This window comes from Klebsiella sp. LTGPAF-6F (assembly GCF_001753185.1).
Classification (GTDB): domain Bacteria; phylum Pseudomonadota; class Gammaproteobacteria; order Enterobacterales; family Enterobacteriaceae; genus Klebsiella; species Klebsiella michiganensis.
In genome coordinates this window covers 442,734-467,467 of record NZ_CP017451.1, presented here as the reverse complement: position 1 = coordinate 467,467, position 24,734 = coordinate 442,734, and the positions used below count along the sequence as shown (strand labels likewise).

Below are 24,734 nucleotides of genomic sequence, written 5' to 3'. Positions count from 1 at the left end.
ACGATGCCTGAGGTGCTTACCACCGGGAGAAGCAATTCGTTTATGGCGCCAGCAGCTGGTACCTGGCAGAGTTAAGTTCTTATCGCAAAGGATGATAAAAATGAGCCATGGCAAATGTGAGCCGACAAACACGAATGCCGCCGATTACAAGCTGTACGCGCGATTCGATGCTGGTGAAACGCTTGAAAGCGTTTTAGCCTCTCCTCCGACCACGAAGCACAATAAAGTAACTTCTGAAGGAAACATCAGGACTGAACACAGAATGTGGATAGCGTGGAGAAAGAAGCATCCCAGACCACTCTGATTATCAGTGACGATTAATAAGGATAAAACATGCGAACGACAAGTATCACCCTGTGTCTGGTTTTGGCGAGTTTTGGTGTATCCGCTAAAATCCTTGCAGACCCAGACCTTACTTACCAGGCAAATAAAACGTGTGCTAAACGAGATGAACTGGAACTGAAAGTCCCTTTAGAAGCCAATAATCCCTACTCTCCCACATGGGGTTTGGACAAGGGCATGGTGCAGGCCACAATTGACGCACTGAAAGAAAATCCAGACATCGCCCCGGCTGACTCTGTAGCCTGCCAACAGGCTGCAATAAAACAGTATCGGGCTGGGCAAAAACACTACAGTAAGCTCAGGTAGCTGCCGTGATGCCCACCAGCTGAAACCTGTGTGTGGTATAAAAACCCCGTAGCGCTGGTGCAAAACAGACCAGCGCATTCCAGTTCTCAATCCCCTTCTGTGATGTAGGCCCCTGTCGCATTCAGACCTGAATAACCGTGCAGGGAAACATGTCAGTAAGCCATCTGGATACAAAAACTGGTGGTATAGCCACTTTAGCTTAAAGCTAATGTATGCGTACATTAGTTTTAAGTTTATGTTATTTACCCTTCTCCCTTCCTGGATGCCTTAACCTGGGTCTGATAGTTGCGCTTTACCCGCTCAATTTCCGCCAGAGTTGCCGCCCAGTGCAGCCCTGCGGCGTGACGATATCTGGTTGCCATTTTTTCAACGGCCTCCGGAGTGCTGTCATCGCTGCGGTGCTGCCGTCCCTTCACCCCGAAAATTTCCACTATAAGCCACTGGCTACCGGTTCTGCCGAACAAGGCCTGACACAGCCGCCTCACGGCAAGCGGGGTCAGATCCGGGTCGGGATCATACGCGATGGTGGCAAAAATAAAACGCAGCATCTCAGAGGTTTTGTAGCGTTTTACCGCTGCCGCCAGCCGGGCAGCTCTTTGCGGCGCTTCCCAGCGGTCGTCGCTGTAACCTGCCACTTCAGAGAGATAGTCCTTCTCGAGTTGTTTAGCCGTGTAGCAACGTCCCCCCAAAAACATCCGCATAGCTTCTTTCGTTTCAGCTCTCACGAATCTTGTCCTCAGCCAAAGCTAATGTACGCATACATTAGCATTAAGTATCCGGTTCAACAAAAATCAGGAAACCGATCTGATTTAGTGCATGTGGCTGTCTCTTTTGGATTATCGCTTTTGCGTTATGGTATACAGGTTACCCCTCCCCCCTCTTTTCCCGCTGGTCTACTGTAGTCGACACAAAAGACAGGAACTGCGGTATGTCCTGATAATATTGTTTGAGTTTTAATCACGAAGCAGAGGGTATCGCATACAGTAGACACAACGCAGCCAGAATAACGCTCGATGTAAAATTTAGATCGTTGTCGCCTGCAGTAGACATTCCTGGTATCGACTCTGGTGCATCCAATACTGACCCGTTCCCGGATCATGGCAGAGCATCCAGTAGACACGGTATGGAAGGACGTCAGTCCTCACCTTTCCGTCTGTTTTGACTGTGTCGGAGACGACGGTTGCGGTTATTGTTGATGCCTTTGGCCGTCAGGTGAATACCTGTCAGTCAGGTAACTCTGTCGTTACATTTGATGCCCGAAAATCATAATTACCACATATTAATCCGGGCATTCCGGAAAATTGTACCTGCCTGAAGAGTATCAAACGATACCTGTCTCCCCTCCTCTGAATTATCTGCTCAGTCGAGAACCTTGACGATCGGGTGATTCAGTTTCGGCAAATGGCAGCATGATAATGTCAGCCAACAGCGTGCTGGTGAATTTATTGTCGGGCCAGACGAATTCTGTTTGTCACTGCATACTGCATGCCGGGCAGAGGAGTGAACAACGATCGAACTGAAACAGTTGCAGCGTCGTATGGAGAAAGAATGGGTTGGTTTCAGGCGGTGCTTCGGTCGGTTTCAAACAGTGTCTGACCGACTTCTGGTAAGTTTCTCCCTTGCTGTCTGGTGATTCTGTCTTGCCCGGATTGTTGACTATTGATGATGGTGTTTATCCACAGCTTAGAATAATAACAGAAGCTTAACTAAAGCTAAGAAAAGGACAAAAAAGACTAATAAAAGAATAACGTTTTAGTGAGGCCTTGAACTACGGGGCTCTCAGGCCATCTCTGTCAACGCTGGCGGGTATTCTATCATTGCTGGCGGGTGAACCATCATCGCCAGAGGGTATACCATCAACGCTAACGGGGCAATTATCATCGCCAGAGGGTAGATTTTATCAACGCCAGCGGGTAATCTGGTAAAAATATCCACATCTGGGATTTTATAAAATGGCCAATGATAACAATCAGTTAGCGCTAATTATCACTGAGCAAGATAAAAGTTCTGGTGAAGTTATACATTTGGTTCCTAACTCAAAACAGAGTATTCAACCTAAATCGCTACTGCGATTGGGGGTCTTTGTTCCGACAGTCAAGGATGGCAGCGACCCTATGGCACGAGGTCATGTCATCGATGCAACGACTGAGTTGTGTCGTCTTTCTTCTATCGCTGGAGAGGGGTACGAAAAGATTAGTATTTTTGGGCCCAGGCTTGATATGGATACGGATTTCAAAGTCTGGCTAGGGATCGTGGACACACTCGCCAACACGTTTCTTGAGCCTGATGGGACTGTTAGGGTCAATTTTATTGATTTTGCTTTCAGTTGTGGGCTTGCTACAAAACGAGTTGATTCAAGGTTAAGGAAACGTTTTAGCGACTCACTGACACGGATCCAGCACACCCATTTCCAGTTCATCAAAAACTCAACAGTAGAAGGGAAAAAAGTAAAGATCGACATGAGCCTGGTGTCTACTTCTTACTATGATGAGGGAACCGATGAGGTCATTATCAGGCCAAATCCGGATTTGAATACTCTGTATCGTGTCGACGGGAAGACCCGACTTTACTTAAAAATATTGAAGACCCTGTCTCGAAAAGAATCAGCCCAGGCACTGTATCTTTATCTAGTTGAATTACCTGACCATTTTTATCGCATTGGATTCGACCGCTTAAGAGAACGGTTGCAGCTGACTTCACACAAAGGTGCTCAGAATGCGACGATAAAAAAAGCGTTAGAGCAACTGGATGAAGCTGGTTTTTTAAAATACACGATAGAAAAAAATCGTGGGGATTATGTACTGGTCATTCTTAGTCGAAACAAAAAAGTTACCTGAGTTATTTAGGTAAAATCAGTCATTTACATTACACACTGACTCCAGAGTGTAGTTTCAAGAGTTCGGGTTTTTAGCTAACGCAGCAAACCGCACCAGGTAATTACCCTCCAGGGATGAGGCTTTACACCAGCAGCACCCTGTTTACCCGCCAGCGTTGAGGATGACCACCAGCAGCGACCACGCTTACCCGTCAGCGTTGAGGATGGTCACTGGTATCGCCCCTGTTTACCCGCCAGCGTTGACGGTGACCACCGACAGCGGCCACGCTTACCCGCCAGCGTTGAGGATGACTACCGGCAGCGGTCCCGTTTACCCGCCAGCGTTGAGGATGACTACCGGCAGCGGTCCCGTTTACCCGCCAGCGTTGAGGATAGCCACCGTCAGCGGCCACGTTTACCCGCCAGCGTTGAGGATAGCCACCGTCAGCGGCCCCGTTTGCCCGCCAGCGTTGAGGATGAGCACCGGCAGCGGCCACGTTTACCCGCCAGCGTTGAGGATAGCCACCGTCAGCGGCCACGCTTACCCGCCAGCGTTGAGGATAGCTACCGTCAGCGGCCACGCTTACCCGCCAGCGTTGAGGATAGCCACCGTCAGCGGCCACGTTTACCCGCCAGCGTTGAGGATAGCCACCTTCAGCGGCCACGTTTACCCGCCAGCGTTGAGGATGAGCACCGGCAGCGGCCCCTCTTACCCGCCAGCGTTGAGGATAGCCACCGTCAGCGGCCCCGTTTGCCCGCCAGCGTTGAGGATGAGCACCTGCAGCGGCCCCGCTTACCCGCCAGCGTTGAGGATGAGCACCGTCAGCAGCCCCGCTTACCCGCCAACGTTGAGGATAAGCACCGTCAGCGCCCCCGTTTGCCCGCCAGCGTTGAGGATGAGCACCGGCAGCGGCCACGTTTACCCGCCAGCGTTGAGGATAGCCACCGTCAGCGGCCACGCATACCCGCCAGCGTTGAGGATAGCTACCGTCAGCGGTCACGTTTACCCGCCAGCGTTGAGGATGGGGTCAGTTTGGATATCGAAAATTATTGTACTATAAGGACTTCCCCGGCATGTCAAAGCCGGTATTTATGGTTTCTGTCTGCTCTTCAGTAAAAATAAAGGGGAGAGACTGCGGTACTATAAACGGCCATGATGAATCGTCATCGATTCGGGCCCTGATGAAAGACGCGCGTGAGGTTCTTGTTCGTTAAGCGGATACGTATATCCTGTACAATAGCCAGATAGGCCTCACGGGGTCTAACCCTTTATCATCAACGAATTGCAGGTCAGATGGTTATACAGCTTCGAGCTTTAGTTGACTGAGTACAGCCGGAAATCATCACCGTAATGTAGTGATGCCCAACACAGCCGCGCATTTTTGGCGGCGATGGCCACAACAGCCCGCCAGTACCCTCTGCGCTCAACCAACATACAAACCCAACGGCTGAATGAGTCAGTCCTTTTCCCGGCGCCAATAAGCACTGAACGAGCCCCCTGAACCAGAAGCGTTCGCAGATACGAATCACCGGCTTTTGTGATCCTGCCGAGTTTCGACTTTCCCCCGCTGCTGTATTGTGATGGCGTCAGCCCCAGCCAGGCTGCCAGTTGACGTCCATTTTTAAAATCATGTGCATTACCGATACTGGCGACCAGTGCACAGGCCGTTGTGGGACCAACGCCCTTTAGCTCCATCAGCCGCTGACTGCGATGATCTGTTTTGGCTATGTGGGACAAAATTCGGTCATATTCAGTGATGTTAGCTTCAATGCGATCAACGTGTTCCATCAAATCATCAACACATTGCTGAACCTGAAGCGGTAAAGAGCTCTTCTGCACAGAAACCATGTGGCGCAGGGCATCAGCACTTTGTGGCGCGATGACACCGAATTCAGATATCAATCCTCGCAGACGATTATACGTTGCTGTTTTCTCTTCGATAAAACCCTGACGGGTACGATGTAAACACTGCATGGCCTGCTGGCTTTCGTCTTTCACTGGTACGAACCGCATATGCGGACGACGAACAGCTTCACAGATAGCCTGAGCATCAGCTGCATCATTTTTTCCTGATTTTCCGGCCATACGATAAGGCGATACAAACTTAGCAGCCATCAGACGTGGCTCATGACCATACTGCCGAAACAATCTTGCCCAGTAGTGAGCCCCGGAGCATGCTTCCATCCCGATAACACAGGGAGGCAAACTTGCAATTAACTCAGGAAGTGCAGCACGCGATACTTTAGGCTTAACCAGAACAGTTCTACCATTTTGATCAACACCGTGAACAGCAAACACATTTTTAGCAAGATCGATACCGACAGTCGTGATAGTCATAACGAATTCCTCCGGGACGATGTGTACCCCATGATTGCACAAGAGTTAATCAGGCGCATAATCAGGGGAAGTCCCTTCCATTCGTTAAGGCTATTTTTTGACCTTTCGACTTTAGCGGGTCTCAACCGACGAAACTTACCGGAAGCCGGTATCCGGTTGCTTTTCCAGATATAATCGCCTGTCAGATTGATATGCTCCCAGCCTAGCGGGGACAAATGCGACAGCAATTGATCGTTGATCTTCACCCCTTTACGCTTCAGGGCATCGACCGCTCTTTCCATATAGACGGTATTCCACAGCGAGATAGCTGCCGTCAGCAGCGTCAGTCCACTGGCGCGATAGCTCTGATTTTCCGGTTTACGATCCCTGATTTCACCCAGACGGTGCAGGAATACCGCGCGCGCCAGCGCGTTACGGGCTTCTCCTTTATTCAGTCCCGCCTGGACCCGCCGACGAAGTGCCGGATCGCGGAACCAGTCGATCATAAACAGCGTTCGTTCAATACGGCCAATTTCTCTCAGTGCTTTGGCAAGTCCATTTTGCTTTGAGTAGCTGGCAAGCTTTTTCAGCATCAGGGATGCCGTCACTGTTCCCTGCTTTATCGAGGTTGCCAGACGCAACACTTCACGCCAGTGAATTTCGATCTCTTTCAGGTTCAGGCTGGTCGTTGATATCAGTGACTGAAGCGCCGGGTACTGGTCTGCTTTCCCTTTGATAAACAGCTTCTTGTCATGGAGATCCCTGATTCGCGGACAGAACGCAAATCCCAGCAGATGCATCAGGGCAAAGACATGATCGGTGAAACCCGCGGTATCGGTGTAATGCTCCCTGATTTTCAGGTCACTTTCGTGGTACAGCAAGCCATCGAGAACATGGGTTGAATCCCTGACCCGACTTATTATGCAGGTGTAAAACGGGCTGTATTGATCCGAAATATGGGTATAAAACTGTCGTCCGGGCTCCTGCCCATATTTCGGGTTAACCTGTCCTGCGTAGCGGCCAGTGCTGCCTGTTCTGAAATTCTGTCCATCTGATGATGATGTTGTCCCGTCTCCCCAGAATGCCGCCAGCGGCCTTTTCCCCTGCGCGTTTACCAGTTCTGCAAGGGCGGCTGAATAGGTTTCGTCGCGGATGTACCATGCCTGAATATCTTCAAGTGATGATTTGGTACTCCCGGGGCAGGCTTCTGCCATTTTTGTCAGGCCAAGATTGATGCCATCCGCAAGAATGGTGGTGAGAAGCAGGCGGGTATCGGGACGGGTAATGTCATTTTTTATATGCGAAAAATGTCGGGTAAACGTCGTCCAGCCGTTTACCTCATCGAGAATTTCCGTGATTTTAGGGCGCGGTAGCATGCTGTAAACCAGCTCTGCCAGCGGTGAAACCTGCGCCGGTACGCAGTTATCCAGCGGAGAGACTTTTACGCCCCTGTCGGAAATTTCCACATCGGGCAGTTCACCAAGGGCTGCCATGGCATTGACCTCTTCAAGTCTGGACTGAAGCAGGGTCATACGGCTGGTAATGTACTCATGGTAATCAGCAGATACGGGCAGTGGCAGCGCCGGAGTGAGTTTGTCAAAGTCCTTTTCGGGAATGAGGTAATCATCAAAATTTTTGTAGCGCCGTGAGCCTTTAACCCAGATGTCCCCGGAGCGCAACGCTCCCTTAAGCTCGCTGAGCGCACAAAATTCATAATACTGCCGATCAATACCCGCAGGTGTAATCACCACCCTGTGCCAGCTTTCAGGGACAAACTCAAGCGGCGCAGTCGCCGGAACTTTACGTGAGTGCTTCAGGTACATATCCTTGATCACAACCAGCGCATCAGCCAGAGGTTGCGCTGCCGGGGTTGCGACTAACTGTAAAGTGGATAACATGCGTGGGGCATATTTCCGTAATATGCTGTATTTCTCGGTAATAATATGCAGCGGGTCAAAATTATTTTTTCTGGCGAGATGGCGTGTTTCCTCCAGACTGGCGACAAATTCAGGCCATGGGAGTATATTTTCTATTGCGAGCCATGGATCGTCACCGGAATCGCGGGCATCAGACAGCGCCTGACCGACATCGATGTACTGCCTCAGTTTTGACTGGATCAGCTTTCCGGTCTGCTGAAGGCGCTCTGCCTGTGTTCTTTTGGCTTTGCTGAAAAGGCTGTTCAGCATTCGCTCATGCAACTCAATCACTTCGTCTGTCAGTGTGGCTCTGGCTTCTTCCAGCACGCACACCAGGATCGCATGACGCCGGGTTGCTGAAAATCGGGTCAAATCACGGCTACTCATCTTCCGGCCTTCCCGCGCCAGTTTCAGCAACCGGTTCTGGTGAATGGTACGATCTATACCTTCCGGTAATGCCAGCGATTCAACGCTGCTGAGCCGATCAAGATGTTGCAGCACGTTCTTACCATTGATTTTACCCGGCGGTTGCAGAAGCCATGTCAGCCTGGAAGACTGATTATCCGATGACTCAAGTAAACGATCCAGGGCATCCCTGTGAGCCGGAGTTAACGGGGCATTCAGAGTCTGAAATACGATTTTATCGCCGCCTGCCATGGCCTCAGCACAGGTACGCTCCACGACATCAATCGCGGGGATTATTACGTTGTTCTGCCGGAGCCAGACCAGCATCTCTTCGGCCAGGAGAATACCTTTATCAGTACGCGTCGCCATCGACAGCAGGTGTGTAATACAGTCCTGCTGTATTTTGCCGGTAAATGCCTTCACGCCAAGATAGCGGTACAGTTCGGTTAAATGCTCGCGCCGGGTCGTATCCCTGCCGGAAAGGTAAGCAGGCCAGAGATCACCGGTAAGATTTAGCCTGCTGGCGATATGTTTCAGCAGTGCATCAGAGGGTGGGATTTTTTTATCCGGGGCAAAGCCAACATTTTTCAGATAGCAAAGAAGGACGGCAAAACCAAAACGGCTGGCGGGTTTACGGTGAGCACAGATAAGCGCCAGATCATGCTCACTGAAATAGGCCATCCGGGTCAGCGTTAACTCATCGTCTGGCAATGCCAGTAATGATTCTCTTTCCGACAGAGAAAGAATCTGCCTCCTTGCCATATAGTTTCCCTCATAAATTATCCGATGCGGTATTTTTAACAAAAATGGTTATCGCATAAGGGTACACCCTGACGCCATAATAAAAACGTGACGGTACACGATGAATGACATAACCTATATGCGATAGAATAAATGCAATAACCTAAAAGCGATAATGCGGTGAAAAAATGTTCATCAGAGCTTATTTGAGAGCGTCGACGGAAGATCAGTTTGCCGATCGAGCAAAAGATATGCTGGAGCAGTTCGTTCAGGAACGAGGGTATAAAATAGCCAGTTACTACCGGGAGAATATCAGCGGAACAAAACTCGACCGCCCGGAGCTGGGACGCCTGCTAATGGACAGTCACCACAATGATATTTTACTTGTCGAGCAGATAGACCGTCTGACCCGTCTGAGCAACAGCGACTGGATGACGCTGAAAAAGCAGATTGAGCAACATGAACTGCGGATCGTCAGTCTTGACGTCCCAACTTCATGGCAGGCTCTGTCAGATAAAGATCCTTCACAGGCTGACCCGATAACCCGCGCAGTTATCACGGCGATCAACAATATGTTGATCGATCTGATGGCCGCAATGTCGCATAAGGACTGGCTGAGTCGTCGCCAGCGACAGCAACAGGGAATTGAGCGTGCTCATTCCCTGGGTAAATACCGGGGCAAGCAGGCAGACAGTGAACGACACCAGAAGGTGTTGTACTACCGACAGGTTAAGAAACTCAGTATACGGGAGACAGCAGAAGCAACCGGCTACAGTTCTTCTCAGGTTTGTCGGATACAGGCGCTTAATAAAATCACCGGTACTGATTGAATCAGCTTTAAGCTGGATCAATTCCCGCCTATACAACGTACTATCAAACTTATCATCTGAAATGCTATGCTCATCGTTATGTCAAGAATGACATAACGAATCAGAGAGGAATGCATGTCATCAGTTTCAAAAAGGAATGGAAAAGGTTTTTTCTCAGGCGCGGTAATTGGGGCTTTAGGAGGGCTGATTGGGCTCGGTGGGGCTGAGTTTCGCCTTCCCGTCCTGATCGGTAGTTTCAAAATACCCACCCTGGAAGCCGTCATCTTTAACAAAGCAATGAGCCTCGCTGTTGTCGCTATCGCTCTAATTTTCCGCACAAAATCGATAGCCACCGATCAGTTGGTAGAGCATCTTGATATTGTCATGAATTTACTGGCAGGAAGTCTTATTGGGGCATGGTGGGCCGCAGGCCGCGCCATTAAGATGTCCAGAATCTGGCTGGACAGAATCATTCTGCTCCTCCTTGTTTTACTGTCGTTCGTCATGTTCTCAGAAGCATGGCTACCACTGCACAGTATTTCCGGCGGGTTATTTCAACCCGGTATTGCCACAATTATTGCAGGTGTGATTTCAGGGTTCTTTATCGGGATAGTCGCAGCATTGCTCGGTGTGGCAGGCGGTGAGCTTCTGATCCCCACAATCGTTATCCTGTTCGGGGTTGATATCAAACTGGCCGGAAGCCTGTCATTGATGATTAGCCTGCCCACAATGATTGTTGGTTTTTCCCGTTATACAAATGCAGATGCTTTCCAGATTCTGAAAAAAGAAAGGCCGCTGTTTGTATGGATGGTCATCGGATCTGTGATTGGTGCGGCAATTGGCGGACTTCTGGTCGGCCTGTTCCCGGTTAAAGTACTTATGACTTTACTTGGGGTGATCCTTCTTATCTCCGCCATCAAAACGTTCAAACACACCCGGCAAAAATAATTTCGAGAAAGGTATCAGGATGAATAAAAAAGCGCTTATATCTGATTTTATTTTGGTCAGACCCCGAATTTACATTAATGACAACATCTCGCTGGGGCCGGGTAAAATCGATCTATTGCGCGCTATAGATGGGTTTCATTCCCTGTCAGCCGCCGCAAAAGATTTGGGTATACCCTATAAAAGGGCGTGGCTCCTGATTGATACGTTAAACAAAGGGATAGGTAAGCCCGTGGTCATCACGTCAACAGGCGGCAGCAAAGGTGGAGGCTCGGTTTTGACACCACTTGGCCAGAAGTTACTTAGCTGGTACGACAAAACAGAGGCCAACCTTAACGAGCAATCACAGCAGGACTTGCAGGATCTCGAGAAAATTATCTTCGGTGAGAGTTAACCCATTCGGCTCGGTCTTTGATCGGGCCATAACCGTACAAAAAATCATCTTAACGAATGGAAGGGACTTTCCCTGATTATGCGCCTGATTAACTCTTGTGCAATCATGGGGTACACATCGTCCCGGAGTAATTCGTTATGACTATCACGACTGTCGGTATCGATCTTGCTAAAAATGTGTTTGCTGTTCACGGTGTTGATCAGAATGGCAGAACTGTTCTGGTTAAACCTAAAGTTTCGCGTGCTGCTCTTCCTGAGTCCATTGCAGGTTTGCCTCCCTGTGTTATCGGGATGGAAGCATGCTCTGGGGCTCACTACTTGGCAAGGTTATTTCGGCAGTATGGTCATGAGCCACGTCTGATGGCCGCTAAATTTGTGTCTACTTACCGCATGGCCGGCAAATCAGGGAAGAATGATGCAGCTGATGCTCAGGCTATCTGTGAAGCGGTTCGTCGCCCACATATGCGATTTGTACCCGTGAAGGACGAAAGCCAGCAGGCGATGCAATGCAATGCTTACACCGCACCCGTCAGGGTTTCATAGAAGAGAAAACAGCAACGTATAATCGTCTGCGAGGATTGATATCTGAATTCGGTGTCATCGCGCCACAAAATACTGATGCCCTGCGCCACATAGTTTCTGTGCAGAAGAGCTCTTTACCGCTTCAGGTTCAGCAATGTGTTGATGATTTGCTGGAACACATTGAAGCTAACATCACTGAATATGACCGAATTTTGTCCCGCATGGCCAAAACAGATCATCGCAGTCAGCGGCTGATGGAGCTAAAGGGCGTTGGCCCCACAACTGCCTGTGCGCTGGTCGCCAGTATCGGTAATGCACATGATTTTAAAAATGGACGTCAACTGGCCGCCTGGCTGGGACTGACGCAATCACAATACAGCAGCGGCGGAAAGCCGAAGCTCGGCAGGATCACAAAAGCCGGTTATTCGTATCTGCGAACGCTCTTGGTACAGGGGGATCTTTCAGTGCTTATTGGCGCTGAGAAAAGGAATGACTCATTCAGCCGTTGGGTTTGTATGTTGGTTGAGCGCAGAAGGTACTGGCAGGCTGTTGTGGCCAACGTCTATTGACCATTCCCTGTGTGGGAACGCTCACGGTCAGTACTATTTCCACTGAGCTTGGCGATGGGAAACACTACGCCAGTAGTCGTGACTTCGCAGCGGCAACGGGGCTGCTTCCACGTGAGTACAGCACCGGTGGTCGAACAACTCTGTTGGGGATCAGCAAACGAGGCAACAAAAAGATCCGAATATTACTGGTCCAGTGCCCCAGAGTGTTCATACAAAAAACAAAAACTAGAACACCAGAAAGGCAAACTGGGCCAGGGAATTAATGTGCAGAAAAAGCAACTTTGTTGTGACCTGCGCACTCGCAAACAAGCTGGCCAGGATAGCCTGGGTGCTTACGACGCGACAACAGACGTTCGCGTCGTAAGTCTCTAACAATAAATTTTTAAACAATCACCTATCTGGTTTGCGAATGCTGATCATTGATGATACAAACGGCCGACCGGCCTGTTGAAGAACCTGTATATCGGAATGGCTCATCTGAAGCCGTATGATTTTTCTGAGGTTCATCAGGCGCAGAACTCATCGTGGCGCGATTCTGACGCTGGATAGATTTAAGCAAGCCAATGATATCGTCGAAAATCAGTGTTGCAAAAACGGGAGTGACCATAGATTCGATATCCAAACTGCCCCCAGCACAGCATTTGTAAGCAAGAATTTGCCGATACTCATGAGTTAAGTCTTTCCGTCGTGAAGTCTAGGTTACGGAGAATTCGTCAGCGGTTGCGCGAGGTGTTGATACGTAATTGCCAAGTGCACTTTGACTACAGTGGTCGGGCTTGTTACCACGCACCTCGGCGTGAGGATTACTGAAATCAATCTCGAAGAAAATTTCTGCATCCTTTTGCGAGTTCATTCGTCTTCAAGATAGTGGCTTCATCAGGAAGCTACGCGACTCACGAAGGAGATAGAGTAATGACACACGATGAATTCGAAGCGGCGATGGTCTTTCACGGCCATAAGTGTCCAGCAATGCCTTTAGGCTACCGTGCTGCGCAAGCAGCGATGAGAGCGCTCGGTGTGGAACGGGCAGAAGACAAGGAGCTGCATGTCATAGCAGAAACAGGGAAAGGCCATGCTGCGGGATGCTTTCTGGATGGCGTAATGTCGGCTACGGGATGCACCTACGGCAAGTCGAACATCGAGAAGCGCTATTACAACAAGATGGCTTTCACTCTGATAGACGTGAAGACCGGGCGCTCAGTACGTGTACGGCTAAAGGACGAGTTTTTCGGCAACATGCTCAACTCGCCTTTTGTTGCCCAACGCAAACAAGGCATAGCGCCACAGGATATTCCCGCCGAAGTCACTGACCCCCTGGTTAACAAGGTCATATCGATGCCGGAAGAAATGTTTCTCGATATCGGGCTAAAGAAGCCGTTTGAACTTCCACGCGGTAAAAGCTGCTTTGACACGGAACTATGCGCCAAATGTGGGGAACGTGTCTTTGTCGATAAACTGATCGACACGGAAGCGGGACGGCTTTGCATTCCTTGCCAGGAAAAACTGGCTGGACATACTGTATCCTCATTTTGCTAAGGAATTGAAATGCTTGCCATCGCTGCCGTTGCAACGTTTTTTCTAACCGCTATCATGGCCATGGCCGGAGTCGGAGCCGCTTTTATTCTGGTTCCGATCTTCTTGGCACTAGGGGTCGAAATTCATGCAGCGATGGCCACCGCCTTGCTTCTGAATGCCATATCGACGAGCGTGTCGACAACGACATTCATTCGCAAGCGTTTGGTCGAATGGCGGTTGGCACTCCCCATTTTGATTGTGGCCGTGGTTTTGTCGCCAATCGGGGTTCATGTCAGCCAAAGGTTAGACCGCCATTTTCTACTGTGGCTGTTCTCCGGTTTTCTTATTTTTGCCAGCCTCATGATGTTGTTGTACGCGCCAAAATCTTCTGGAATTCAGCGTAGTGCGCGAAGCCAGATGTTGAGTAGTTTGTCCCTTGGCGGTGTTGCGGGTTTTGTCGGTGGCCTGTTAGGGGTTGGAGGTGGCAGCATCATCGTCCCGGCACTCGTGGGGGCCGGGCTGGAACCCAAACGGGCGTCAGCAACCGCTTCTTTCGTGGTCGTGTTTGCTTCTCTGACCGGTTTCTTTGCCCACGCAACGCTTTCGGGAATGGATTATTCGCTGGTCGGTGCCACCGGTATCGCATCGGCGGGAGGGGCTGCATTTGGCGCGTGGTTAATGAGCGAAAAACTCAAAGGGCAACAGCTTAAATACATCATTGGATTCGTCCTGTTAGGGACCGCCGTCAAGATCATCTGGGGGCTTTTGTAAAATAAACGGAATCAAAATCATGTAAGCACACGATGGCCATATTCATGGCAACTCAACCGGAGCGAAGCTGTATTGGCCGCTCGTTGTTACGCTCGGATTTTCTGCCGTAGAGGTCTTCGCCGATTGGCAATCCAGCTCGTTGGGTTCTGTCGCATTAGCGTAGACAAGTCAGTAATTATTGCGCTGTCTATATTTTAGGCAACCAACAGGTAAAATTGTTCCGCCGGTGATAAAGGCTCTTCAGCGGGATGCTGATATTGCCCTTTACGTATCATATGCACTAACTCAATGCCCTCCATTATCGTCTGCGCTCGCCGAAATGATTTGAACCCCAGTATCTGTCGTATTCGGCGTTTGATATTCCGATGGTCCTGCTCAATCAGGTTGTTCAGGTATTTACTCTGCCTGATGGTGATGGTTTCTTCTTCAGGTTTACTGGCGTTGAGTGTGGCCAGCGCCGCCATGTTGGCACCGCTTTTATCGATGGTTACAACCTCAGTAGATTAGTCCCTATATTTCCAGACACTTTTTATCGCTTAACCCATTACTGGTTCGCCGCCGTAGATATTCCCGTGGCGAACGATACCCCAGTGCACTATGCGGATGCCATTCGTTGTAATGTTCGAAGGCCTCTGCAAAGTTCTTTACCGCTGTTAACCCGTCCGGCTTCGGTATGATGCTGATGTAATCCCGCTTCATCGTTTTCACGAAGCTCTCTGCCATCCCGTTGCTTTCCGGGCTACGTACCGCCGTATGTTTAGGCTCCAGTCCTACCTTCCCTGTATGCGCCGGCTTCAAGGGCGGTATTGCCGGTTTACGCTCAAGCAAACAGCGCATTCTTACGCATGATTCAGTATACGCGTTTGGCATTGATCACCGCCATGTCGTCCGTTTCTGATTGTCTGCGCAGCAGTGCCCACACCCGACGCTAACCATACGTAGGCAGATCGCCGATAACGGTATGGATACGATCCAGAGCTTCAATATCATCAGGCTTGCGCTTGCGTCGACGCTCCTGCCAGTTCTTCGACCGACGAGCCATAGCATGCAGTTGCGCACGTGAGACCCGTAGCCAACAGCTGACAAGGCTTATTCGCCATCCTCCGGCAGCAAGGGCACGTGCGCTATCCACTTTTTTGTCGGCCATATTCAACGGCTTCTTTCAGCAGCTCGTTTTCCATGGTTTTCTTGCCCAGCTGGCGCTGTAGCTCTTTAATTTGCTTCATCGCAGATGCCTGTTCCGACGCGGGTATAACCTGTTCACCCACAGCAACGGCGGTGAGACTACCTTCCTGGTACTGCTTACGCCACAGGAACAGCTGACTGGCAGCAACACTATGCTGACGGGCAACCAGCAACACGGTCATACCGGGTTCAAAGCTCTGCTGAACAATGGCGATTTTTTCCTGAAGGCTGCGCCGTCTGCGCTTCTCCGGACCTAAAACATCAATCATCCGGACTCCAACGACTAGTCTAAAAACTAGTATTAAGACTATCACTAATTTAAGTGATACCAACTGTCTGGAGATTCATGGAGCCAGTCTACTCAGGCTCACCGTGGTGGCGAATGGCCTTGCGAAAGAAGCGTAAGGCAGCCGCAGCGTCGCGTCTGGCGGTCAACAGGAAGTCGACGGTCTGCCCCGCGGTATCAACCTCCCGGTACAGATATTTCCACTGGCCTTTGATTTTAATGTAAGTTTCGTCCATCCGCCACCGCCGACCTACATTACGCTTATACTGGCGGAACGACGGTGCCAGGCGCATAACCCAGCGATGAAGAGTGGAATGGTCAACGATAACGACGTGCTCCGTCATCATATCTTCGAGATTGCGCAGGCTGAGGGCGTAAGTCAGATACCAGCGAACACATTGAGCAATAACATCAATGGGATAGTGCAGGCGCTTAAAAGCTTTTCGTATCAGAAGCATGGGCAGGTAACATTATAAAAAAACAGTATGTTACCCGGCGACGTCTTAATGCGTCAGAACCAGATGAGGTGCCATGTGTATGGCACCTCATCTCTTATTGATTCATCGACTCCATAACCGCCTGCCAGGTTATAAAGCCACCACTCAGATTATATGTCCGGAAGCCGTGAGCCTGCAGAATACGGTATGCCACATGCCCGCGCAGACCACTCTGACAACCGATAAAAATCTCTTTATCTACAGGCAATTTTTCAAGATTCTCCCGCAGAGAATCCAGAGGGATGGATAGCGCATCAGGATATTCGCCAAATTGTTTCAGTTCTTCAGGAGAACGAATATCAACTAAACAATAACTGCCCGGTTCCCGTTGCAAAACATCGCTGACATGACATATGGCCGTATCTCCCCTGATGACATTTGCCGCCACCATACCGGCCTGGTTAACAACGTCCCTTGCACTGTTAAAAGGCGGGGCATAAGTCAGCTCAAGATGCTCGAGATCGTTGACGGTAAGTCCCGCGCGCTGCGCGACAGACAGAACATCGATGCGTTTATCAACCCCTTTTTTCCCTGACGCCTGGGCCCCCAGAATTTTACCGGTATCGGGGCTGAACAGCAGTTTCAGACTGATCATCGTAGCCCCAGGGTAGTAACCGGCATGATCAGCAGCATGGACGTAAACCTTCTCGTATCGGGTACCATGGGCTTTCAGTTGCTTTTCATTCGCACCGACGCTGCCAATACTCAGCGAAAATACCTTACAAATGGATGTCCCCTGACTGCCATGGTAAAGGCTGTGGTGATCAAGCATGTTATCAGCAGCAATGCGTCCCTGGCGGTTGGCGGGCCCAGCCAGAGGAATATTAGCGGGTTCCTGAAAGACAAGGTCAGGTGTTTCAACTGCATCCCCCACGGCGTAGATGTCAGGAATACTGGTCTGCATACAGGCATTGACGCTTATACCTCCCCGTTTACCCACTTCGAGCCCGGCTACTGTGGCAAGGCTGTTCTCAGGTTTTACCCCGATGGCGAGAATAACCATGTCGGTCTGCACAAAGCCACCGTCAGACAGTGCAACGCGGAATCCCGTTTCTGTCCGCAGCACCTCGGTGAGTGCCGTTCTGAGACGCAGATCCACGCCATGATTCCGGATTTCCTGATGCAGGGCTGATGCCATTTCAGGATCAACCGGAGCCATAACCTGTTCCTCCATCTCCAGCAGGGTAACACGGATCCCCCGTTCGCTCAGAGCCTCCATCACTTCAAGTCCGATGAATCCCCCCCCGACAAGCGTGGTGTGAGCGACGTTATGTTGCTCAATCCACGCCAGGATAGCATCCATGTCAGTAAGATTTCGGAGCGTAAAGACGCCCTCTTGCTGTAGCCCGGGCAAAGGAGGGACAACCGGCGCGGCTCCGGTACTGAGGAGTAGACGATCCCATACTTCGGTATGGATCTCACCTGAGGTCAAATTTTTAACTGTCACTGTTTTATTAACCGGATCCACTGACGTCACTTCATGGCAGGTACGGACGTCTATGTTAAAGCGGGATTTAAAATCCTCCGGAGTCTTAAGAATAAGTGACTGCCGTAACGGAATTTTTCCGCCTATATGATAAGGCAATCCACAGTTGGCGAAAGAGACATCGCTTCCCCGTTCAAACACAACAATACTGACATCTTCTGACAACCGGCGAGCTCTGGCTGCAGCGGACGCACCGCCGGCAACACCACCAACAATCACTATTTTCATTACATCCTCTCTGTTCACTCGGGGCAAAATGTCTGCCAGATATAATTAGTTACCCAGGCCAGCTGGACGCTGCAGACCTGGCGAACACGGTGGCAAAATTATGGCACCATCAGTATACTAAATAACATTATATAAAAATACAGAATGTGAGAAACCAGCAATGCCCATGAATGAAGACACAAAACGTCAGACCGATATGAAAAATGCAGCCCTGGGGGCAGCAGATGTCTTACGGGGACTGGCTAACAGCGACCGGTTGCTGTTGATGTGCCAGTTAAGCCATGGGGAAGCGAATGTGGCCGAGCTGGAAGCTGCAGTCGGTATCACTCAGCCGACCCTGTCTCAGCAACTGGGTGTAATGCGCCGCCTGAAGCTTGTCGAGACCCGACGGGCAGGTAAAATGGTATATTACCGTATTGAGGATAACCGTATCATGACGTTGTTAAATACCTTGTATGATCTCTACTGCCCGCAGGCAGGCACAGGTAAAGGAAGCCATAACAACGAATAATGTGATCCTGCTTTCCACGCAAACCGTTTTATCATTGCAGCATTAACCCTGTCAGGTTGTGAAGAGCCTGGCCGGTATCTGCGATATTATAACGGGAAAGCGACAGTGGTCCGGATATACCCATCGGTAATGCCTGTCCGGACTGTATTTATCGCTCACGCGTTCACTGTTTAACTTATTGATTTATCGGTTTTTATACTATTACGGTCAGAAAAAACAGCCACGGCAGCACGGATGGTACTGCACTGACAGCAATGGCCTGTGGCTGACAAACCGTTTTTTCTGCTGCCACCGGTTTACATTATTCAAGCAGGCTGCGCAACATCCAGGCAGTTTTCTCATGTAACTGGATACGTTGTGTAAGCAGATCTGCTGTGGCTTCATCATTCGCATTATTAACAACAGGGAACAGGGAGCGCGCAGTTTTAACCACAGTCTCCTGGCCCTGGACAAGATTCTCAATCATGTTTTTTGCTGCCGGAATATCCTTGTCTTCATTAACCGCTGTTAAACGTGAAAATTCATGATATGTGCCGGGCGCGAAGCATCCGAGCGAGCGTATACGTTCAGCGATATCATCAACAGCAGTGGCCAGCTCATTGTATTGATTTTCAAACATTAAATGTAAGCTGTTAAACATGGGGCCAGTTACATTCCAGTGATAGTAATGTGTTTTTATATACAGGGTATAGGTGTCAGCAAGAAGCCGGGACAGACCGTCTGCAATCTCCACCCGGGATGATTCAGGAATACCAATATCAATTATTTGTTTACTCATAACTACCTCTTACACTGTTTAAGTGGGATATACGATATGCCATTATTCTTTCCGGTCTGAGCAAAACACGCTTCATATTTTTATAATAACCAGTTACACCTGGCGTCTGCCACACTAGCCATGCGCCAGAGCAATATCCTGCGACGGGACAATGAATTTCGCCGTGGCACGAGCCACTTTCTGCTGTCCCTTTGCCAGCCATGCTTCGAGCTGGTAAACCCCCCTGCGTTGCCCAAGCAGTCTGGCACAGACCATCAGCTTGTCACCGGTACAAACGGGTGAAATGAATCTGACAGTCAGTTCAGCCGTCAGGGCCTGCACTCCCTGCATAAACAAGCAGTGAGTCATTGCGGCATCCAGCAAGGTACTCGTCATTCCGCCATGTAAAAGACCCGTATACCCCTGATGTCTGTGATCGGCCGTGTAGTCAGCACATACAGATCCATCCGGGTATTCTGAAAACATTAAGTTCACCGTATCAGGGTTGTTGTCGAGGGAACCACAAACCATACAACAGTTATGGGCATTTCTGGCATCAAGATAACAATTCATCTGTTTCTGTTCAGCGTCCGGTTGTACTGACGGGAGGCATCAGGAATTCAGTCAGCTGAGTGTCTTTCCCGGCATCATTCATTCCGGCTCCTGGTTTATACACAGTACGGGTCTGATAAAAATCACCGCCCGTGATGAAATAAACTCATGAATGGCAACAGCGCCCGTTTCCGTGATGATGCTGACGCCCACCCTGGCACGCATTTTCTGCTGTGTTCCCGTCAGAGTTACAGCATTTTTTCCCTTTCGCCTCATGATTAAAGGACTGGCGCCCCTGCTCCGGCTTATTCAGTTCAGTCAGAACACGGGTATCCGGATCACACAGTTCAGTGAACAAACGACGGCCACAGTCAGTCTGGTACACCGCGATCTGATGCCCCAATAATTTACCCAGCATCCGTTCCCCGATGTTACGGACCACAACGCGGCTGACCTGCTGTTGAACCAGAAGGTCAACCAGCTTCCGTTTACCTGAACAATCTGCGCCCAGCGCGGGATTTTCTGTCCGGCTGAGCTCCACACCGCGCTCATCCACTAGGACAAGGTGACTCGCTTTGGTAAAATGATTTGCTACCCGGTCGTCATTCACTGGAATGGCTGTGATCATCTTGTGTAACTCCTTCCCTTTCAGAGTGCATTATTAAGGCCTTGCCCTGAGTGAGACAGTCCACAACCTTAAAACGGGCCGCTTTCAGGACATTGGCCAGTGTCTGTCTTGAAACCCTCATTGCAACAGCCGCTTCCTGCTGTTGCATGCCCAGTAAATCGACCAGTCGTAACGCTTCAAACTCATCTTCTTTTAAATGAACATGTTCAAGCTGGCTCATCGGTCGCGCATTGGGCTTAAAACAGGTATCCGCAGGGCGGCCACAGATGTTACGGGGAATTCTGGGTCTTGGCATGAAGGCTCCTTATTGGTATATGCTATATATACACTCGTAAACTGGCATATGCAATATACTCTGCTCACCGGTGGAGAATTTTTTGCTTTGCCTCTTGAGTCTGGGAGTGTGCAGCATACCAAAGGGAACTATGGAATGACTCTGAACCGGTAGGCGATTCTGCCTTATACCTTTATAGTTGGCTCGGAAGTGTCAAGATTGTCCGTGACGATTCATTCTGCTATTAATTAATAAAACCTATCTCGATGAGGTTTGAACTTGCAATGTAGTTGCCAGATTGCATATCGATATTGAAGAGGAACAGCTTCGAAAACGTTTCGGGTTGGAATGGAAACGCTATACGCAACGGGTTCGTCGCTGGTTATAGCAATCCCGTGGTATTGCAGGCGACAGATAAGTTCGAAACAATAAAGCAAGGAATTCATTATCCTTGAGCTTTTATATCTCTGTCGGCAATCATATTGATCTTAGCCACTAAACTTCATCATAACGGCATTAAATACCATCCCCAGGGCAACGACGATCAGTAGTCCGGAAAACCCCTTCTGCACAATATGTTCAGGTAAATGCTGGCTTAGCCTTCGGCCAATCGACATCCCTGTCGCAGCACTAAGCACAAACCAGAGAGTAAAAGGCAAGGGCAGAGTGGCACCCTGTATCACTGCCACTGCAATCCCGCCTATACTTACCAATGCGACAATCATCAGCGAGGTTGCGATGCAACTGTGAATAGGAAGGGGGGTAAATTGCCGCAATAACGGGACGATAATAAATCCTCCACCCACGGCTAATAGCCCGGTCATAAAACCGGTAACAGCTCCGAACATGAGAAACAGCAACCATGTGTTTACAGCCCAGATAAATCGTCCGGTGTGTTCATCCAGTTCGACGGGATAAGTATGCCTGGCAACTATCTCGGGGGCCCGAACCAATCGCCACGCGACGATTAGCATTACCCCCGCAAACAGCAGGCTCAGCAACGCAGGGGAAGTTCGGTGGGCAACCCATAACCCAACGCTCGTCATGGGCACGCCCGCCAGTATTATCACAATAGCGGCACGATAGCGCACCAGGCCCTTGCGCCAGGCCTCAAAGGTTCCAAGAGCCGCACTCCCGGCGACGGCGACCAGGGCCACCGGAGCAGCCTGTTGTGGTGCCCATCCCATGCCCATCACCAGGGTGGGAATGGCAAAAATGCCACCACCCGCTCCTGTGATGCCGAGCACTGCTCCCACGAGCAGACCTGACAGTAACGAAATGACCATAGGCGTTACTGATGGCTGACAACGTTCGGGGCAGAATTACGATGCATGACGCTTCGCTCGTTTACGTTCAAGCTGTTCAAAAAGCAGCATGCCAGCGACCATTGCACCAACAAAACCCATACCTTTGATCATCCCTGCACCAAGTAATACCAGTCCAGGACCAGGGCAAATGCCCGCCAGTCCCCAACCAATGCCAAACAGAATAGCCCCTCCAATCAAACGCTTGTCAATCTGTTTGCTGGTCGGCAGATTTATCGCGCCACCGCACACCGAGTGGGTGCGTCGTTTCACTGACCGGAAAGCGAAGAAACCCACGCTGATGGCTCCACCCATTACAAAAGCCAGAGAAGGATCCCAGATGCGGGTAATATCCAGAAAACCAATCACTTTTGCAGGGTTTGCCATGCCGCTGAGTATTAATCCAACGCCGAATATCGCACCTGCCAACAGAGAAAAAAACAGATTCATATATGTCCCCTTGAGCGATTTACTGTGCGAGCAAGCTTGACTAAATCCACAATCCCATCAGCCAGACGGTGATAAAAGCAACCCCCATAAACGTCAACGTAGCTACCAGAGAACGGGAGGATAAACGCGACAGACCGCAAACCCCATGGCCGCTGGTACACCCCGAACCGTAGCGGGTTCCGATCCCAACCAGCAACCCGGCGATCATCAGGACAGGCCAGGAGGCAGAAACCTCGATCACAGGAAGCGGATGAACGAGGCCATATAAAAGAGGCGAGACGATAATGCCGATCAGAAAAGCCAGACGCCAGCCACGATCTCGGGTAGCCGCTGAGAGCGCACCCCCGATTATGCCACTGATCCCTGCAATACGTCCGCAGAACAGGAGCAATATCCAGGCCGCACAGCCGATCAATACCCCCCCTAAGAAACTCAGTAACGGAGTGAATTGCACCAGATTAATGGTCATGGTTAACACCTTCTGTGTCATCTTCCTGACAGTAAAGTTGATAGAGGGTAATGAGTAATATCAACATATTCGGCTCATCAATTCGGTAAAAAAACTGTTTTCCCTCACGGCGCGTTGCCACGAGTTGCAGGCGTCGAATGACTTCCAACGTCTGTCACAATGCCAGTTGCCCAATCCCCATAGCACTTTATATGTGCCCCACAGAAGCTTGTCTCTGACTGAGGTGGCACAGCAGCAGTAGCCGGTCATCATTTGCCAAAGCACGCAATACGGCGGTGGCTGCACTGGCGGTATCACGCATTTTTTTATGGCCAATAAACACGTTACTCATGAGTTCTCTTTGTTCTGATCCACGTTCGCGATAACACTTTTAATTCTTATATAATATAATATTATATAATCAAAGCGAGCCTGTGTGAAGATACATCATGCAACGTCCAGATTAGGAGTTCACCATGACACCACTTATCGAGGGTTTTTACGATCCGGCTACCAGTACTGTCAGCTACGTGCTGGCCGATAGAACTGGGGGGATTGCGGCCATTATTGATCCGGTTCTGGACTATGATCCGAAATCCGGCCGGACTCAGACAACCTCCGCCGATCGGCTGATAGATTTCGTGAAAAAGCAGCAACTGACCGTCAATTGGTTACTGGAAACTCACGCCCATGCCGATCATCTTTCGGCAGCCCATTATTTGCGCGAGAGGGGCGGCGGCAACATCGCCATCAGCGAAAAAGTTGTCGAAGTTCAGCGGATATTCAAGCCCATTTTTAACCTTGAGCACACCTTTGCACTGGATGGATCACAGTTTGACCATCTGCTGACTGACGGTGAAACCTTTTAACTGGGGGGCTTGACAGTGCAGGCGTTGCAGGTTCCTGGCCATACGCCAGCAGATATGGCTTTCCAGATTGCTGATGCGATTTTCCTTGGCGATACCCTTTTTATGCCTGATGTGGGCACCGCGCGTTGTGATTTCCCGGGTGGGGATGCGCAGCAGCTTTATCATTCCATCCGTAAGATCCTCAGTTTTCCGGCACAGACCCGTTTATATGTGTGCCATGACTATCCCCTGCAGACAGGGAGCCCCAATGGCAGAGCAGCGTAGCCGAACAGCGGGCGACCAATATTCATTTCCATGATGGGAACGATCTGGCCGCCTTTGTGGCGCTTCGGCAGGCGCGGGATAAAACTCTGGCCACCCGGCACTTCTGTTACCGTCGATTCAGATCAATATCCGGGCCGGTGAATTCCCGTCAGCGGAAGATAATGGCGTCTGTTATTTAAAAATCTCTTTAAATCATCTGTAACCAAGCAGGGGTTATAGTTGGCTGAAATGGAATGGTGTTGATCATGAGTAAAATCATGTTAGTGATTGTCGGTGGTGTGGCTGGGGGAGCTTCGGCTACAGTGAGGGCCCGGCGTTTATCGGAAACGCTCGAGATTATTCTGTTAGAGCGTGGTGCCTATGTATCTTTGGCCATCTGTGGTCTGCCTTATCACATCGGAGGCGAGATCCCCGAACGCCAGCAATTGCTTTTGAAAGCACCGCAGGATTTTATTTAACGTTTCAACATTGATGTCCGTATTGAGCATCAGGTGTTGCAGATCGAGGCTAACAAGAAAGTGGTCCACATCAGGAATGAGCAGACGGGGGAGGTTTGCCACGAGAGCTATGAAAAACTCCTGCTCAGCGAAACGCAATTCGTCCTCCCCTGGAGGGCGTTGACTTCCCTG

The 24,734-nt window shown here is 50.1% G+C and carries 21 protein-coding genes and 7 pseudogenes; 12 read left to right on the top strand and 16 right to left on the bottom strand.

The features are described 5' to 3' along the window. Positions 1-333 precede the first annotated feature (333 nt). Entirely contained in the window at positions 334-648 is a 315-nt protein-coding gene (locus BJF97_RS31280) for a hypothetical protein (RefSeq protein WP_070083101.1), read from the top strand. Between the two features lie 242 nt (positions 649-890). Here BJF97_RS31280 and BJF97_RS31275 read toward each other — a convergent pair whose 3' ends face one another. Then, positions 891-1,373, bottom strand: coding sequence for a hypothetical protein (locus BJF97_RS31275; protein ID WP_004210306.1), 483 nt, complete (start codon positions 1,371-1,373; stop codon positions 891-893). A gap of 1,227 nt (positions 1,374-2,600) precedes the next feature. On the opposite strand from BJF97_RS31275, the gene BJF97_RS31270 reads away from it, so the two are divergent. Next, complete coding sequence (locus tag BJF97_RS31270) at positions 2,601-3,485, top strand: RepB family plasmid replication initiator protein (RefSeq protein WP_004186900.1); 885 nt, start codon at positions 2,601-2,603, stop codon at positions 3,483-3,485. 190 nt (positions 3,486-3,675) lie between these two features. Here BJF97_RS31270 and BJF97_RS34890 read toward each other — a convergent pair whose 3' ends face one another. The 3 genes from BJF97_RS34890 to BJF97_RS31260 form a co-directional block, all read right to left on the bottom strand. Further along, on the bottom strand, positions 3,676-4,464 hold the full coding sequence (locus tag BJF97_RS34890) for a hypothetical protein (RefSeq protein WP_187418277.1): 789 nt from the start codon (positions 4,462-4,464) through the stop codon (positions 3,676-3,678). A gap of 314 nt (positions 4,465-4,778) precedes the next feature. Continuing rightward, positions 4,779-5,801 (bottom strand): IS110 family transposase, encoded by a 1,023-nt coding sequence (locus BJF97_RS31265; RefSeq protein WP_000156887.1) that lies wholly within the window; start codon positions 5,799-5,801, stop codon positions 4,779-4,781. Further along, positions 5,798-8,863 carry a Tn3 family transposase gene (locus BJF97_RS31260; RefSeq protein ID WP_070083100.1) on the bottom strand — a complete coding sequence of 1,022 codons (3,066 nt, stop codon included), beginning with the start codon at positions 8,861-8,863 and terminating at the stop codon, positions 5,798-5,800. The genes BJF97_RS31265 and BJF97_RS31260 overlap by 4 nt, the downstream gene beginning before the upstream one ends. 167 nt (positions 8,864-9,030) lie before the next feature. On the opposite strand from BJF97_RS31260, the gene BJF97_RS31255 reads away from it, so the two are divergent. The 7 genes and pseudogenes from BJF97_RS31255 (at position 9,031) to BJF97_RS31230 (ending at position 14,366) form a co-directional block, all read left to right on the top strand. Further along, positions 9,031-9,672, top strand: a complete 642-nt coding sequence (locus BJF97_RS31255; protein ID WP_009651826.1) for a recombinase family protein — start codon at positions 9,031-9,033, stop codon at positions 9,670-9,672. A gap of 114 nt (positions 9,673-9,786) precedes the next feature. After that, on the top strand, positions 9,787-10,599 hold the full coding sequence (locus tag BJF97_RS31250) for a sulfite exporter TauE/SafE family protein (RefSeq protein ID WP_007372378.1): 813 nt from the start codon (positions 9,787-9,789) through the stop codon (positions 10,597-10,599). A 19-nt stretch (positions 10,600-10,618) separates the two neighbouring features. Continuing rightward, positions 10,619-10,990 (top strand): winged helix-turn-helix domain-containing protein, encoded by a 372-nt coding sequence (locus tag BJF97_RS31245; RefSeq protein ID WP_009651828.1) that lies wholly within the window; start codon positions 10,619-10,621, stop codon positions 10,988-10,990. A 137-nt stretch (positions 10,991-11,127) separates the two neighbouring features. Beyond that, a pseudogene (locus tag BJF97_RS31240) lies at positions 11,128-12,068 on the top strand (IS110 family transposase); the annotation flags it as partial. After that, positions 12,065-12,444 (top strand): annotated as a pseudogene (locus BJF97_RS33675) (transposase); the annotation flags it as partial. The pseudogenes BJF97_RS31240 and BJF97_RS33675, both read left to right, overlap by 4 nt. A 548-nt stretch (positions 12,445-12,992) precedes the next feature. Further along, positions 12,993-13,616 (top strand): FmdE family protein, encoded by a 624-nt coding sequence (locus BJF97_RS31235; protein ID WP_007372374.1) that lies wholly within the window; start codon positions 12,993-12,995, stop codon positions 13,614-13,616. Between the two features lie 9 nt (positions 13,617-13,625). After that, on the top strand, positions 13,626-14,366 hold the full coding sequence (locus tag BJF97_RS31230) for a sulfite exporter TauE/SafE family protein (RefSeq protein ID WP_032951290.1): 741 nt from the start codon (positions 13,626-13,628) through the stop codon (positions 14,364-14,366). Positions 14,367-14,560: 194 nt separating this feature from the next. Here BJF97_RS31230 and BJF97_RS31225 read toward each other — a convergent pair. From BJF97_RS31225 to BJF97_RS31205, 4 genes and pseudogenes are all read right to left on the bottom strand, one after another. After that, positions 14,561-14,863: pseudogene (locus BJF97_RS31225) on the bottom strand (DDE-type integrase/transposase/recombinase); the annotation flags it as partial. Positions 14,864-14,876: 13 nt separating this feature from the next. Further along, a pseudogene (locus tag BJF97_RS33670) lies at positions 14,877-15,820 on the bottom strand (integrase core domain-containing protein). Positions 15,821-15,911: 91 nt separating this feature from the next. Further along, positions 15,912-16,295, bottom strand: a pseudogene (locus tag BJF97_RS31210) (IS6 family transposase); the annotation flags it as partial. 94 nt (positions 16,296-16,389) lie between these two features. Then, entirely contained in the window at positions 16,390-18,048 is a 1,659-nt protein-coding gene (locus BJF97_RS31205) for an FAD-dependent oxidoreductase (RefSeq protein ID WP_009652879.1), read from the bottom strand. Positions 18,049-18,208: 160 nt separating this feature from the next. On the opposite strand from BJF97_RS31205, the gene BJF97_RS31200 reads away from it, so the two are divergent. Beyond that, entirely contained in the window at positions 18,209-18,559 is a 351-nt protein-coding gene (locus tag BJF97_RS31200; RefSeq protein WP_032951288.1) for an ArsR/SmtB family transcription factor, read from the top strand. A 301-nt stretch (positions 18,560-18,860) separates the two neighbouring features. On the opposite strand, the gene BJF97_RS31195 is transcribed toward BJF97_RS31200, so the two are convergent. From BJF97_RS31195 to BJF97_RS33660, 8 genes and pseudogenes are all read right to left on the bottom strand, one after another. After that, positions 18,861-19,337 (bottom strand): Dps family protein, encoded by a 477-nt coding sequence (locus BJF97_RS31195; RefSeq protein ID WP_009652867.1) that lies wholly within the window; start codon positions 19,335-19,337, stop codon positions 18,861-18,863. A gap of 114 nt (positions 19,338-19,451) precedes the next feature. Further along, entirely contained in the window at positions 19,452-19,802 is a 351-nt protein-coding gene (locus tag BJF97_RS31190) for a PaaI family thioesterase (protein WP_223195104.1), read from the bottom strand. A gap of 232 nt (positions 19,803-20,034) precedes the next feature. Further along, positions 20,035-20,496: a NifB/NifX family molybdenum-iron cluster-binding protein gene (locus tag BJF97_RS31185; RefSeq protein WP_009652880.1), complete on the bottom strand. Its 462-nt coding sequence runs from the start codon at positions 20,494-20,496 to the stop codon at positions 20,035-20,037. Then, on the bottom strand, positions 20,471-20,791 hold the full coding sequence (locus tag BJF97_RS31180; protein ID WP_032951283.1) for a DUF134 domain-containing protein: 321 nt from the start codon (positions 20,789-20,791) through the stop codon (positions 20,471-20,473). The genes BJF97_RS31185 and BJF97_RS31180 overlap by 26 nt, the downstream gene beginning before the upstream one ends. A gap of 467 nt (positions 20,792-21,258) precedes the next feature. Continuing rightward, positions 21,259-22,056 (bottom strand): sulfite exporter TauE/SafE family protein, encoded by a 798-nt coding sequence (locus BJF97_RS31175; protein WP_009652868.1) that lies wholly within the window; start codon positions 22,054-22,056, stop codon positions 21,259-21,261. Positions 22,057-22,092: 36 nt separating this feature from the next. Then, on the bottom strand, positions 22,093-22,524 hold the full coding sequence (locus tag BJF97_RS31170; RefSeq protein WP_032951278.1) for a DUF6691 family protein: 432 nt from the start codon (positions 22,522-22,524) through the stop codon (positions 22,093-22,095). A gap of 40 nt (positions 22,525-22,564) precedes the next feature. After that, positions 22,565-22,993: a YeeE/YedE family protein gene (locus BJF97_RS31165; protein WP_032951277.1), complete on the bottom strand. Its 429-nt coding sequence runs from the start codon at positions 22,991-22,993 to the stop codon at positions 22,565-22,567. After that, a pseudogene (locus BJF97_RS33660) lies at positions 22,983-23,294 on the bottom strand (metalloregulator ArsR/SmtB family transcription factor). The gene BJF97_RS31165 and the pseudogene BJF97_RS33660 overlap by 11 nt, the downstream one beginning before the upstream one ends. 154 nt (positions 23,295-23,448) lie before the next feature. On the opposite strand from BJF97_RS33660, the pseudogene BJF97_RS31160 reads away from it, so the two are divergent. Together BJF97_RS31160 and BJF97_RS35330 are read left to right on the top strand one after the other, a co-directional pair. Then, positions 23,449-24,307: pseudogene (locus tag BJF97_RS31160) on the top strand (MBL fold metallo-hydrolase). 43 nt (positions 24,308-24,350) lie between these two features. Continuing rightward, positions 24,351-24,563 carry a hypothetical protein gene (locus BJF97_RS35330; protein WP_223195099.1) on the top strand — a complete coding sequence of 71 codons (213 nt, stop codon included), beginning with the start codon at positions 24,351-24,353 and terminating at the stop codon, positions 24,561-24,563. The last annotated feature ends 171 nt before the right edge of the window (positions 24,564-24,734 follow it).